Origin of the sequence: Tardiphaga alba, from assembly GCF_018279705.1 — a bacterium.
Taxonomy (GTDB): domain Bacteria; phylum Pseudomonadota; class Alphaproteobacteria; order Rhizobiales; family Xanthobacteraceae; genus Tardiphaga; species Tardiphaga alba.
This window is the reverse complement of sequence record NZ_CP036498.1, coordinates 3,660,255-3,672,902: the sequence shown is the minus strand read 5'-3', so window position 1 is coordinate 3,672,902 and position 12,648 is coordinate 3,660,255. Positions and strand designations below refer to the sequence as shown.

The following is a 12,648-nucleotide window of genomic DNA, read 5'->3' as shown; positions in this document are numbered from 1 at the left end:
CATGTCAGCGCGTATTCTCGTCGTCGATGACATCCCCGCTAACGTCAAGCTCCTGGAAGCACGGCTTTCGGCCGAGTATTTCGATGTCATCACTGCGTCCAATGGTGCGCAGGCGCTGGAGATCTGCGCGCGTTCGGAATGCGACCTGATCCTGCTCGACGTCATGATGCCCGACATGGACGGTTTCGAGGTCTGCCGCCGTCTCAAGGCCAATCCGAAGACGCATTTCATTCCGGTGGTGATGGTGACGGCGCTGGATTCGCCGTCCGATCGCGTACGTGGCCTCGATGCCGGCGCCGACGATTTTCTGACCAAGCCCGTTGCCGACGCCGTACTGGTGGCGCGCGTGCGCTCGCTGACGCGTTTGAAGATGATGACCGACGAGCTGCGCATGCGCGCCCTGACATCGCTGGAAATCGGCGTACAGGCGCCGGAACGCAGTGCGGTGACCGATGCCGGCACCGGCGGTCGCATCCTGCTGGTCGATGACCGTCCGTCGTCCTATGAGCGTCTGGCGCCGATCCTTGCCGCAGAACATACGGTCGATGTCGAACCCAATCCGACCGAGGCGCTGTTCCATGCGGCCGAAGGCAATTACGATCTCCTGATCGTGTCGCTCAGCCTGGAGAATTTCGACGGGTTGCGGCTGTGCAGCCAGGCGCGTTCGCTGGAGCGGACGCGGCAGATCCCGATCCTCGCCATTGCAGATATCGACAATAATGCGCGGCTGCTGCGCGGTCTCGAGATCGGCGTGAACGACTATTTGACGCGGCCGGTCGACAAGAACGAGCTGCTCGCGCGCGCACGCACGCAGGTGCGCCGCCGCCGCTATACCGACCATCTGCGCGACAACGTCCAGAACTCCATCGAGGCTGCGATCACCGACGGCCTGACGGGCCTGCACAATCGCCGCTACATGGAGAGCCATCTGGAAACGCTGGCCGAGCAGGCGGCACTGCGCAGCAAGCCGCTGGCGCTGATGATCCTCGACATCGACTACTTCAAGTCAATCAACGACAATTACGGCCACGATTGCGGTGACGACGTGCTGCGCGAATTTGCGACGCGTATCCGCAAGTCGATCCGCGGCATCGATCTCGCCTGCCGCTATGGTGGCGAGGAGTTCGTCATCGTGATGCCCGAGACCGATATGCACGTCGCAAGCATGGTCGCCGAACGCCTGCGCCGCTCGATTGCCGGCGAGCCATTCTCCATCGACCGCGGCAACAAGCGCATCGAAGTGACGATCTCCATCGGTCTTGCAACGCTGGAGAAAAAGGGCGAGCCGATCGCGGACGTCCTCAAGCGCGCCGACGTCGCGCTGTATCGCGCCAAGCATGACGGCCGCAACCGCGTGGTCGCGGCGGCAGCTTAGGTCAAGCTCTCCGCCGCAAAGAGCGGGGATAGGTTAAAACGGCATCGCTGTATCGTCGTGGCTAATACAGCCGCGTTCGCGACGAAGGCTGTGACCAGCGCGATGGTGGCGAAACCGAACGCGACCGCACGTCGATGGTTTGCGACACGTTGCTCGCCGAGCAATTCGCCGGCCGCGCCATGCGCTCGCGCATGTAAGCGTCGGCCTCCTTGCTCGCTAGCGGTCTCTCGATCACCAGCTTGTCGAGCGCGCAGGCCAGCGCATCCGCGCCAGGCTTCGTGCCGGTCGCATCGCACACCCAGCCCATCAATGAGACGGCATTGGTATTGAAACGGGTGCTGAAGGACAGGCACTGTTTCCAGCGGCCATCGGCCTCGATGCGCATATCGACCGCGTGAACGGGACCGTAGCGTGTTTCGAGATCGTAATTCGTCGACTGGCGAATGGATCGCGCATTGCGCAGCAGATGGGTCTCACGCAGGTCGCCGCGGAGGACGACGCTGTTTGGCGCATCCTTTGGCGGGAATGCCATCACCACAGTGAGATCAGTACTGCGGTTCTGCAATGTCCCGTACTGCATCACTTCGATGCGCCCGAAGCCGCCGACGACCACGTCCATGCTCACCGGCAAGCGCGCAACGCTGCCATCGGCGATCCTGAACGCAGGTTTCTCGGAGACCGTAACGACGCGGTTGCTCCACATCCAGATCGCGAACAGCGCGATGATCGCCATCACGATCGCGCCGAAGAAATAGAACGCGTAGCGCGCAAAACTTCCGGCAAGCGACACGGCCGATGAGAACTGGCTGGCGCTCGCAGTGTCTGTGTCCCGGAACGACAAGAGGGGCTCCCGATCGGAATGAATTGCGTCGAATGATACCTACTTGTTGCACGAAATCGGTTGCAGGACGTTTTAAACGTGGGGTTGTGCGCGTCATAGTTGTGGCAAGGTAAACGCCGCGCTGACGAGATCGCTAAAATCCAATTCCTTCACGGGCACAAAAAAAGGGCCCGAAAGGGGCCCGTTCAAAATCCATCAGCAGCGACCAGCGCGCTTACTTGATCTCTCTTACTTGATCTTGGCTTCCTTGAACTCGACGTGCTTGCGCGCGACCGGGTCGTACTTCTTCTTGACCATCTTGTCGGTCATGGTGCGCGAGTTCTTCTTGGCGGTGTAATAAAAGCCGGTGTCCGCGGTGGAGACGAGCTTGATCTTGATGGTGACCGCTTTGGCCATGGTGAACCTCTGAATGTCAGGAATCGGGTGACAGCCAGAGAACTGGCCGTGTTGGCGCGCAACCTAGCCCCGAACGCCCCAAAGTCAAGGTTTTCCGGGACGGTAAAATCGGTGATTTGGCCTATTTACCCCCGAAAGAAGCGATTTTCTGGCCGCGGCAGGCCGAGATTTTCGCGCAGGGTGCGTCCTTCATAGGCTGTACGGAAGATTCCGCGCCGTTGCAGCTCGGGGACCACGCGCTCTACGAAGTCGTCCAGCCCCTCCGGCAGATACGGGAACATGATGTTGAACCCGTCGGATGCCTCGGTTTCCAGCCATTCCTGCATCTGGTCGGCGATGGTCTGGGGCGTTCCCACAAAGGCCGAACCGGCATAGCCGCCGAGCCGCTGGGCGAGCTGGCGCACGGTCAGATTCTCCCGCCTCGCAAGCGCAATGACGCGCTCACGGCCGCTCTTGGAGGCGTTGGTGTCGGGGATATCATCGGGCAGGGGTGCGTCGGGATTGAACTGGGAGGCGTCAGTGCCGAGATTGATCGAGAGCGATGCAATGGCGTTGGCGTAGTGCACCTTGCTGTCGAGCAAGGCGCGCTTCTCCTTCGCTTCCTCGACGCTGTCGCCGACCACCACAAAGGCGCCGGGCAGGATCTTGAGGTGATCGGGATTGCGGCCGATCTTCGCCATCCGGCCTTTGATATCCGCATAGAGCTTTTGCGCATCGGCGATCGGCCCACCGCCGGTGAAGACGGCCTCCGCAGTTTCCGCGGCCAGTTGCTTGCCGTCCTCGGAAGCGCCGGCCTGTACGATCACCGGCCAGCCCTGCACGGGGCGCGCGATGTTCAGGGGACCGCGGACTTTCAGATAGGCTCCGTCGTGGTCGAGCACATGCATCTTCTCGGGATCCATGAAGATGCCGCTCTCGACGTCGCGGACGAACGCGTCGTCAGCGAAGGAATCCCACAGCCCGGTGACGACATCGTAGAACTCCCGCGCGCGCTTATAGCGCTCGGCGTGCTCCATGTGATCGTCGAGGCCGAAATTCAACGCTGCATCGGGATTGGATGTCGTCACGATATTCCAGCCGGCGCGGCCACCCGAGATGTGATCGAGCGAGGCGAAGCGGCGCGCGACGTGATAGGGCGCGTCGAAGGTCGTCGAGCCGGTGGCGACAAGGCCGATGTTGTCGGTCACGGCAGCCAGCGCCGAGAGCAGCGTGAACGGTTCGAACGATGTCACCGTATGACTGCGCTTCAGCGCCTCGACGGGCATGTTCAGCACAGCCAGATGATCGGCCATGAAGAAGGCGTCGAACTTGCCGGCTTCCAGCTTCTGGATCATGCGCTTGATGAAAGGGAAGTTGAAATTCGCATCCGGCACTGCGCCCGGATAGCGCCATGCGCCTGTGTGGATGCTGATCGGGCGCATAAAGGCCCCGAGCTTCAACTGACGCCTGGTCATCTGGATGATCCCCGTGAAGTTTGTGGGGAACAGATAGGTATGGTGGTGTAAGCAGGTAGTAGTCGCGCGCGAGAAGATTATTGCGATTTATCAGCGCGGCGAAGAACAACGTCGCGCGTTGATGAATATCAGAATGGCGAGCCGATGCTGCGCGCTTCGCTGGCCATCAATTCTTCATTCTCGGCCATCAGGAGCCATGACTTCGCGATATCGAGCAATTCGCGAATTTCGCGAGCGTCATTGGAGACGCTCGCTCTCTTGGCGAGCAGGGATGCTGTCTGTCGGTATTCCAGCGATACAGTTGTGAAGGTCGAGAGTTCACTCTCTTCAAACCTTTGCATCTGTCCCATGAAGATAGCTCCTCGCTTCGGCGCTACCGTGTAGTCGCTCAGGTAGTTTGATGCGTTAAAAAAATAGTGAAAACGCATCGGATGCCGTCGATTCCCACACTACGCCGGAATCATATCCAGTTGCATCTTACCATTGTACCAATGAAAGAAAGGCAGCGGGGCATCGTGTCGCAGCGGGCCCGTCTCCAGCCGCTTCTGCAGCTGATTGAGCACGTTTTTTGTCATGGCATGGGCGTCGGCAAGATGCGCTGAACCGAGTTCGACCCAGACGAGCTCAACGAGTTCTGCATCGGCATGAATGACGCCTTCGACGCGATGGGCGATCGACGATGCATCGGCGGTGAAGAAGCGGGTGTCGAACCGCTTGATGCGGCCGGGTGGCGTAATCGCGCGTGCGATCAGGAAGAGGCCGGATGGATCGGGTAGCAAGCCTGCGTCGCTGAAGGCCTGCCAAGGGCCCGGAAGCGCCTTCTTGATCGGAGCGTCGGTCTTGCAGCCGAGGCAGAGACCAGTCTCTTCGCAGGCTTCGCGGATGGCGGCGATAGCGAGCGACCGCGCGCGCGACGGCGGCGTCTTCGGACTACCTTTCATGAGATTGGCTTCAAGCTCCGGCGGCAGCGGAGCGGCCACCGGAATCTTGTTGTCGGTCTTGTCGACGCTGCCGCCGGGGAAGACGAACTTGCCCGGCATGAACACCACCTTGTCGTGGCGCTTGCCCACCAGCACTTTCGGTACCGGGCCGGAGCGATCGACCAACATCAGCGTCGCAGCATCGCGCGGGCGCTTATAGGGATGGTGGTCGGCTTCCTTGCCGACTTCGACTGCGTCGCTCATTCCGTCTCCTAGAAATCTTTTCTTCGAGTTTGTTTGGGGACGGCAACCGTATCAGTGCTCGTGTCCGTCGCCAAACCCGTGCATGCGCAGAGCCCATTGCAATCCGACAACAGCTCCCTTGACCGGCTGTAGCAGCCAGAGCGACATGATCAACGAAATCGGCAGGTAGATCGCAAGCTGCAACGCCACTGACGGCGAATAGTTGGTCTCGATCCACAACGCGATCGGCACCACGATATGGCCGACGATGACGATGACGAGATAGGCGGGCAGGTCGTCGGCGCGGTGGCCCGTGAATTCCTGGCCGCAGCGATCGCAATGATCGGCGGTCTTCAGGAAGGCGCGAAACATCTTGCCTTCACCGCAGTTCGGACAGCGGCAGAAGAAGCCGCGCTTCATGGCGTTCCACATATCCCGCTTGGCGGCGGGATCGGCGGAGTTGGTCCAGGTCTTGGTAAAAGTCTTCGGCGTGGTCAGCGTCATCATGGCTTTGTCTCGCTCGGATTCGCTTCGTTACGTTTTGCCTCGCTTCGGCTTGCCACCCGTCGAGCGGGAGGCGCGGCCTGCTTTGGCCAGTGCTTTCTTCGCTTTGTCCTTCACCCGCGCATTCTTGCCGGGCTTCGATTTCTTCGACGACTTGAACTTCGTCGTATTCGGGTGACGCTCGCGGTCGTCAGCGCCCTTGCTGCGACCGTGCTCACGTCGCCGGCTCCGAGGTGCTTCGTTGCCCTCGGAGAGCATTTCAAATCGCAGCGCACCAGCAACCGGAGCAGCCTCGACCAGACGGACATCGACGACATCCCCGAGCCGGTACATGGCGCCGGAGCGGGTGCCGATCAGGGCATGGCGAGCTTCGTCATAGTTGAAATACTCGCTGCCCAACGTCCTGATGGGCACCAAGCCATCGGCGCCGGTCTCGGTCAATTTGACAAAGAGTCCAACCTTGGTGACCCCCGAAATCCGGCCCTGGAAGCTGGCGCCGATCTTGTCGGCCAGGAAATGCGCGATCAGCCGGTCGGTGGTTTCGCGCTCCGCCTTCATGGCGCGGCGCTCGGTGGCCGAGATCTGGGCCGAAATTTCCGCCAGCGTTTCCGGCGTTTCGGTCTCGGGCAGGGCGCCTTCGCCGAGGCCGAGCGCCCGGATCAGGGCGCGATGCACGATCAGATCTGCGTATCGTCTGATAGGTGAGGTGAAATGCGCGTAGCGCCGCAGGTTCAGGCCGAAGTGCCCGTAATTCTCGGAGGCATATTCTGCCTGAGCTTGCGAGCGCAGCACCACTTCATTCACCAGCGGCTCTGAATCGTGGCCCTTCACCTGGGTGAGGATACGGTTGAATACCGAGGGCCGCAGCGCGCCGGCTTTGGTGAAAGGCATATCGAGGGTCTTGAGGAATTCCGCGAGATTGTGAACCTTCTCGACGGTCGGCTCGTCATGCACCCGATAGATAAGTGGCAGGCCCTTCTTTTCAAGCATCTCCGCCGCCGCGACATTGGCGAGGATCATGAACTCTTCGATCAGCTTATGCGCATCGAGCCGCTCCGGCACGATGACGCGATCGACGGTGCCGTCCTTTTTGAGGAGGATTTTTCGCTCGGGCAGTTCGAGCTCGAGCGGGCTGCGCTCGTCGCGCGCCTGCTTCACGAGCTTGTAGGCGGCCCAGAGCGGCTTGAGGATCGGATCGAGAATGGGGCCGGTGATGTCATCCGGCTTGCCATCGATCGCAGCCTGCGCCTGCGCGTAGCTCAGCTTCGCTGCCGAGCGCATCAGGATGCGATGGAACGAGTGAGAGACTTTTCGCCCGTCCTCGTCGAACACCATGCGCACGGCCAGCGCGCCGCGCGGTTCGCCGGGGACGAGCGAACAGAGATCGTTGGAGATCCGCTCCGGCAGCATCGGCACGACGCGGTCGGGGAAATAGACGGAGTTGCCGCGCTGGAGCGCGTCGCTGTCGAGCGCCGAGCCCGGCCGCACATAGAAGGCGACATCGGCGATGGCGACCGTCACGATCACGCCGTCGTCATTGTCGGGATCGACTTCCGCATAGACGGCGTCGTCGTGGTCCTTCGCATCGGGCGGATCGATGGTGACCAGCGGCACCTCGCGCCAGTCCTCGCGGCCCTTCAATGCCGCAGGTTTTGCAGCTTCCGCTTCCTGCAAGGCGCTGCGTGAAAAGTTTTGCGGGATGTCGTGGGAATGGATCGCGATCAGGCTGATCGCCTTTTCCGACGACAGCGAGCCGAGCCGCTCCTTCACCTTGCCCGAAGCGAGGCCGTAGCCGCGCGTGCGAATGAGATCGACGCTGATGAGGTCGCCATCTTCGGCGCCATTGGCATCGGAGGCGGCGATGTTGAGTTCGCGCCCGGCCTGCTTCTTGTCCACAGGGATCATGCGCCCGCCGCCACTCGGCAGCGTGCGATAGATGCCGAGCAGGCGCGTGCGCGCATTGTCGAGCACCTTGATGACGCGGCCGCGATAGAACGAAGCCTCGTCGTCCTCGATTTTCTCGATGCGTACCAGCGCGCGATCGCCGACACCGGCAGCGGTGCCGGGCAGGGGCCGGCGTGGGGTGTGAATGCGGATGCGCGGCGGGCGGCCGTCGCCTTCGTCCCATTCGACGGGCGTGGCAATCAATTCGCCATCGGCATCGCGGGTGGCGATATCGACGAGCACGGTGGAGGGCAGGCCCTTGGGCTCGCGGACTTCCTTGCCCTTCTTGGCAATGGCGCCTTCGGCCACGAGCTCGCGCAGCACGCGCTTCAGTTCGACGCGTGCTGCATTCTTCAGGCCGAATTCCCGCGCGATCTCGCGGGTGCCGATCTTGCCGGGATAAGCGCGAATGAACGCGATAATGGCGTCCCTCGACGGAAAGCCGGTGTCGCGTGATTTGTCGCGTATTTTGGCCACAACTACCCGTTCTTGCTCGCGCTCTTCTTGGCGGCAGTTTTCTTAGGTGCGGCCTTCTTCGCCACAGTCTTCTTGGTCACCGGTGCGCGCGCCTTGCTGGCGGCGGCGCTGTCGGATTTAGGCTTGGCGGCCTTCTTGGCGACAGCCTTCTTCGCCGGCTTGTCCTCGCCATCGGCAGCTTTCTTCACAGCCTTCTTTGGCGCAGCCTTTTTCTTGGCGACCTTCTTCACCTTGCCGCCGCCCTTGGCCGCGCGCTCGTCGAGCAGCGCGATGGCTTCGGCAACCGTGATAGTGTCCGGCGTCTTGTCGTTCGGGATCGTCGCATTAACGCCGCCCGCGGTGACATAAGCGCCATAACGACCGTTCTTCACGGCGATGCCGCCAAGAGCGGGATGCTCACCGAGCGGCTTGCCGGGATCGGCGCCGAAGCGGCGGCCCGAGGGGCCCTTGGCAATCTTCTCGGCGATCAGCGTGACCGCACGATTGAGTCCGATGTCGAACACCTCGTCGCCGGACTCCAGGCTGGCATATGTCTTCTCGTGCTTCACGAAAGGCCCGAAACGTCCGAGGCCCGCGGTGATCGGCTCGCCCGTCTCCGGGTGCTTGCCGATTTCGCGCGGCAGCGAGAGGAGCTTCAGCGCCATTTCGAGATCGACATCGCTGGGCGATGTGTTCTTCGGAATGCCGGCGCGCTTCGGCTTCTCGCCTTCTTCATAGTTCTTGGCATCGCCAAGCTGAATGTAAGGCCCGAAACGTCCGGCCTTCACGGCGACTTCAAACTTCGTATTCGGATCTTCGCCCAGCACGCGATCCGCCGTCGCAGCGCTATCGGCAGCGAGAGGGCGCGTGTGGCGGCATTCCGGATAGTTCGAGCAACCGACGAAGGCGCCGAACTTGCCGGCCTTCAGGTTGAGACGGCCGGTGCCGCAGGTCGGACACTGGCGCGGGTCGCCGCCATCCTCGCGTGCGGGATAGATGTGCGGCCCGAGCATGTCGTCGAGCACATCCAGCACCTGCGCGACGCGCAGTTCCTTGATGTCATCGACAGCGCCGATAAAGCCGGTCCAGAAATCGCGCAGCACCTCTTTCCACGAGATCTCGTTGTTCGAGATCTTGTCGAGGTTTTCCTCCAACGATGCTGTGAAATCATATTCGACATAACGCGCGAAGAAGTTCTCAAGGAACGCGACGACGACGCGGCCCTTGTCCTCGCCATAGAGACGCTTCTTCTCCAGCTTCACATAGCCGCGCGCCTTCAGCACATCGAGGATCGATGCGTAGGTCGAAGGCCGGCCGATGCCGAGCTCTTCCATGCGCTTCACCAGTGACGCTTCAGAGAAGCGCGGCGGCGGTTCGGTGAAATGCTGGGTAACTGCGAGGTTCTCTTTCTTCAGCGCTTCGCCCACACTCATGGCGGGCAGGCGGCGTGAATCCTCGTCGTCGGCGTCGTCGTCCTTGCCTTCCTGATAGACGGCCAGGAAACCGTCGAACTTCACCACCTGGCCAGTAGCGCGCAGCTCCAGCACGCGGGCGCCGGCCTTGGCGTTGATGTCCACCGTGGTGCGTTCCATCTCCGCGGATTCCATCTGGCTGGCCACGGTGCGCATCCAGACGAGTTCGTAGAGACGATACTGATCTTGATCGAGCCGCGCCTTCAGGCTGGCGGGGCGACGCGACATGTCGGTGGGGCGGATCGCTTCATGCGCTTCCTGCGCATTCTTCGCCTTGCTCGTATATTGGCGCGCGGTCTCCGGCACATACTCCTTGCCGTAGTCCTCGCCGATCACCGAGCGCGCCTGCGTGATCGCGGACGCATCGATGGTGACGCCATCGGTTCGCATATAGGTGATGAGGCCGGTGGTCTCGCCGCCAATATCGATGCCTTCATAGAGACGCTGCGCGATGCGCATCGTATGCGCCGGCGCAAAGCCGAGCTTGCGGCTGGCTTCCTGCTGCAGCGTCGAGGTGGTGAACGGCGCCTGCGGGTTGCGGCGTGCCGGTTTTGCATCAACGGTGGTGACCGAGAACGACGCGGCGTCGATCGCCTTCTTGAAATCTTCGGCTTCCTCGCCGGCGCCGATGTCGAGGCGCTGGATCTTCTTGCCATCGGCGCCGACCAGGCGGGCTTCGAAACTGTCGCCACGCGGTGTCGCCAGCGTGGTCACCAGCGACCAGTATTCGCGCGGGACGAACTTTTCGATTTCCTGCTCGCGGTCGCAGACGAGGCGTAGCGCCACCGACTGCACGCGGCCGGCCGAACGCGCGCCGGGTAGCTTGCGCCACAATACGGGGGAGAGTGTGAAGCCGACGAGATAATCGAGAGCGCGGCGCGCCATATAGGCGTCGACCAGCGCGCCATCGATCTCGCGCGGATTCTTCATCGCGTCGGAGACGGCCTGCTTGGTGATCGCGTTGAACACCACGCGCTCGATCTTCTGGTCCTTCAGCGCGCGCTTCTGCTTCAGCACTTCAAGCACGTGCCAGGAGATCGCTTCGCCCTCGCGATCGGGGTCGGTCGCCAGAATGAGCTTGTCGGCGCCCTTGACGGCCTTGGCGATGTCATTGAGGCGGCTGTTCGCCTTCGGGTCCACTTCCCAGATCATCTGGAAATCGGCGTCGGGATCGACGGAGCCGTTCTTCGCCGGGAGGTCGCGGACATGGCCAAAGGACGCCAGGACTTCGTAGTCCTTGCCCAGATACTTGTTGATCGTCTTGGCCTTGGAAGGCGACTCCACGATGACGAGATTCATGATTTTCCAATAACTTACAGGGGGAAATCGGCGGCTGCGCGCGGGAGTCGCGCCGTCCGTTTCGCGGCGAACATGGGTGCGAAGGGGGCCCGTGTCAAATCGGGGATTGTGACAAACGGGCCGGGCATGCACGCCGGTAGTGACTTTTGGTTGTATATTTCAACCTATGAGTGTTATTCTCAAGCTCTCATTATGGTTGAATCGAGACCGGACGGGTCCATGACAGTCAATGGCGACGACGACCAGCCTCCGGGCGACGGCGGGCCGGTAGAGGCCGCGCATTACATAAAGGGTGCGGTCCATGAGCTTGCCCGCCTGGCTCGGCGGCATCGTCTGGATATGCTCGCCTACCTGCTGGACATGGCGCATCTGGAGGCCGAGGAACGGCTCAGGCTGCGAGGAAGGTGACTGGCGCGATCGACCAAAGGCGACCGCGCCCGTCACAGCATCTGCAATTAAGCCGCGCGCAGATCCGTCGCCGCCTGCAGAGCGCCGTTCACGGCCTTCTCGCGCATTTCCGGACCGACCGCGATGCCATCGGCTGCGATGAACTCGACATTGGTCACGCCGATGAAGCCGAATACCCAGCGCAGATAGGTTTCAAGATGCTCTCCGGCCGCAGCCGGCGTATCGGCGCCATAGAAGCCGCCACGCGACACCGCGACGATGACGCGCTTGTCGCCGGCGAGGCCTTCAGGGCCATTGGTGCCATATTTGAACGTCTTGCCCGCCACGAGAATGCGGTCGATCCACGCTTTGAGTTGGGTCGGGATGGTAAAATTATACATCGGCGCGCCGATGACCACGATATCGGCAGCCAGGAACTCGTCGAGCGCGGCCTGGCCGGCGGCGAGATCTGCCTGCAAGGCGGTATCGGCTGCGCCGCCCTGGGCGGCCGCCAGATGCGAACCGGAGAGGTGGGACAGCGGATCAGCGGTAAGGTCGCGATAGGTCACGGCAAGGCCGGGCTGGGCCTTGGTGAGGCGTTCGGCGACGGCAGCGGAGACCTGCCGGCTGACGGAATGGTGGCCAAGGACGCTGGAGTCGATGTGAAGGAGGTTCATGGTCGGTTACCTATGGTATTGGTTTGTAACCAACGCTACATGAGTGACTGTCTGAACCCGCACAAGAAGGCACTATTTTGAAACCCGCGCACACCGATGTGCCCATCCCGGCACCCCATCAGCACGATCCCGCCGGCAGCGATTGTCGCGGCGTGGCGTCAGTGCTGTCGCGTGTCGGCGACAAATGGAGCGTGCTGGTGATCATGATGCTGGGCGATGGTCCGCGACGCTTCAACGAGCTGAAGCGCATGATCGGCGGCGTTTCGCAGCGCATGTTGACGCTGACGCTGCGCGGCCTGGAGCGCGACGGCCTCGTCACGCGCACGGTGTATCCGACCATCCCCCGCGGGTGGACTATGAACTCACAGAACTAGGGCGAGGCTTGTCAGAGCCCGTGAAGGCGCTCGGCGCCTGGGCGCTCAATCATCTGCCGGAAATCACGAACGCGCGCGAGAAGTTCGACGGCGAGGGCGGCTAGCGCCAGGATCTGGTCCGGGAGCTACCGCGACTTTGGTGTATCGGCGAGACGGGACGACGGCGCAGACTGCCCCTCTAGTTTAGGCTCGTTCGCAGTTCGATATTTTCTGAGGATATGGCGACGCAAAAGCAAGCCTGTCACGGCAAAAGCCGCGGTCACGACGACCGGTGCCAACAGTATCTGGATGTCCTGATCAGTCATC

12 protein-coding genes and 1 pseudogene are annotated in these 12,648 nt (G+C 61.9%); 3 read left to right on the top strand and 10 right to left on the bottom strand.

Annotated features, from left to right (window positions below; genetic code table 11):
• The first annotated feature begins 1 nt into the window (after position 1).
• Positions 2–1,375, top strand: a complete 1,374-nt coding sequence (locus RPMA_RS17375; protein ID WP_211908956.1) for a PleD family two-component system response regulator — start codon at positions 2–4, stop codon at positions 1,373–1,375.
• 61 nt (positions 1,376–1,436) lie between these two features.
• On the opposite strand, the gene RPMA_RS17370 is transcribed toward RPMA_RS17375, so the two are convergent.
• The 8 genes from RPMA_RS17370 to topA all read right to left on the bottom strand — a co-directional run bounded on the left by RPMA_RS17370 (position 1,437) and on the right by topA (position 10,904).
• Positions 1,437–2,216 (bottom strand): hypothetical protein, encoded by a 780-nt coding sequence (locus RPMA_RS17370; protein WP_211908955.1) that lies wholly within the window; start codon positions 2,214–2,216, stop codon positions 1,437–1,439.
• A gap of 228 nt (positions 2,217–2,444) precedes the next feature.
• The gene (gene rpmG / locus RPMA_RS17365) at positions 2,445–2,612 is read right to left on the bottom strand and encodes a 50S ribosomal protein L33 (protein ID WP_211908954.1); all 168 of its coding nucleotides are present in this window, start codon (positions 2,610–2,612) and stop codon (positions 2,445–2,447) included.
• A 125-nt stretch (positions 2,613–2,737) separates the two neighbouring features.
• Positions 2,738–4,066, bottom strand: coding sequence for an LLM class flavin-dependent oxidoreductase (locus tag RPMA_RS17360; protein WP_211908953.1), 1,329 nt, complete (start codon positions 4,064–4,066; stop codon positions 2,738–2,740).
• 128 nt (positions 4,067–4,194) lie between these two features.
• Positions 4,195–4,494 carry a hypothetical protein gene (locus RPMA_RS17355; protein WP_211908952.1) on the bottom strand — a complete coding sequence of 100 codons (300 nt, stop codon included), beginning with the start codon at positions 4,492–4,494 and terminating at the stop codon, positions 4,195–4,197.
• A gap of 21 nt (positions 4,495–4,515) precedes the next feature.
• Positions 4,516–5,250, bottom strand: a complete 735-nt coding sequence (locus RPMA_RS17350; RefSeq protein ID WP_211908951.1) for an NUDIX hydrolase — start codon at positions 5,248–5,250, stop codon at positions 4,516–4,518.
• Positions 5,251–5,301: 51 nt separating this feature from the next.
• Positions 5,302–5,736, bottom strand: coding sequence for a DUF983 domain-containing protein (locus RPMA_RS17345; protein WP_408056446.1), 435 nt, complete (start codon positions 5,734–5,736; stop codon positions 5,302–5,304).
• A gap of 27 nt (positions 5,737–5,763) precedes the next feature.
• Positions 5,764–8,145 carry a ribonuclease R gene (gene rnr / locus RPMA_RS17340; protein WP_211913710.1) on the bottom strand — a complete coding sequence of 794 codons (2,382 nt, stop codon included), beginning with the start codon at positions 8,143–8,145 and terminating at the stop codon, positions 5,764–5,766.
• An 11-nt stretch (positions 8,146–8,156) separates the two neighbouring features.
• Complete coding sequence (gene topA, locus RPMA_RS17335; RefSeq protein WP_211908950.1) at positions 8,157–10,904, bottom strand: type I DNA topoisomerase; 2,748 nt, start codon at positions 10,902–10,904, stop codon at positions 8,157–8,159.
• A gap of 219 nt (positions 10,905–11,123) precedes the next feature.
• Between topA and RPMA_RS17330 the strand changes: the two genes are divergently transcribed.
• Positions 11,124–11,312 (top strand): hypothetical protein, encoded by a 189-nt coding sequence (locus RPMA_RS17330; RefSeq protein ID WP_211908949.1) that lies wholly within the window; start codon positions 11,124–11,126, stop codon positions 11,310–11,312.
• A gap of 47 nt (positions 11,313–11,359) precedes the next feature.
• Here the strand turns inward: RPMA_RS17330 and RPMA_RS17325 are convergent, their stop codons facing one another.
• Positions 11,360–11,968: an FMN-dependent NADH-azoreductase gene (locus RPMA_RS17325; RefSeq protein ID WP_211908948.1), complete on the bottom strand. Its 609-nt coding sequence runs from the start codon at positions 11,966–11,968 to the stop codon at positions 11,360–11,362.
• Positions 11,969–12,045: 77 nt separating this feature from the next.
• Here RPMA_RS17325 and RPMA_RS17320 point away from each other — a divergent pair.
• A pseudogene (locus RPMA_RS17320) lies at positions 12,046–12,446 on the top strand (winged helix-turn-helix transcriptional regulator).
• Between the two features lie 21 nt (positions 12,447–12,467).
• On the opposite strand, the gene RPMA_RS17315 reads toward RPMA_RS17320, so the two are convergent.
• Entirely contained in the window at positions 12,468–12,647 is a 180-nt protein-coding gene (locus RPMA_RS17315) for a hypothetical protein (RefSeq protein ID WP_211908947.1), read from the bottom strand.
• Between the last annotated feature and the right edge of the window lies 1 nt (position 12,648).

Coding starts and splice junctions, on each gene's coding strand:
- RPMA_RS17375 (WP_211908956.1), top strand. CDS start 2: ATGTCAGCGCGTATTCTCGTCGTCGATGACATCCCCGCTAACGTCAAG.
- rpmG (WP_211908954.1), bottom strand. CDS start 2,612: ATGGCCAAAGCGGTCACCATCAAGATCAAGCTCGTCTCCACCGCGGAC.
- RPMA_RS17360 (WP_211908953.1), bottom strand. CDS start 4,066: ATGACCAGGCGTCAGTTGAAGCTCGGGGCCTTTATGCGCCCGATCAGC.
- RPMA_RS17355 (WP_211908952.1), bottom strand. CDS start 4,494: ATGCGTTTTCACTATTTTTTTAACGCATCAAACTACCTGAGCGACTAC.
- RPMA_RS17350 (WP_211908951.1), bottom strand. CDS start 5,250: ATGAGCGACGCAGTCGAAGTCGGCAAGGAAGCCGACCACCATCCCTAT.
- RPMA_RS17345 (WP_408056446.1), bottom strand. CDS start 5,736: ATGATGACGCTGACCACGCCGAAGACTTTTACCAAGACCTGGACCAAC.
- topA (WP_211908950.1), bottom strand. CDS start 10,904: ATGAATCTCGTCATCGTGGAGTCGCCTTCCAAGGCCAAGACGATCAAC.
- RPMA_RS17330 (WP_211908949.1), top strand. CDS start 11,124: ATGACAGTCAATGGCGACGACGACCAGCCTCCGGGCGACGGCGGGCCG.
- RPMA_RS17325 (WP_211908948.1), bottom strand. CDS start 11,968: ATGAACCTCCTTCACATCGACTCCAGCGTCCTTGGCCACCATTCCGTC.
- RPMA_RS17315 (WP_211908947.1), bottom strand. CDS start 12,647: ATGACTGATCAGGACATCCAGATACTGTTGGCACCGGTCGTCGTGACC.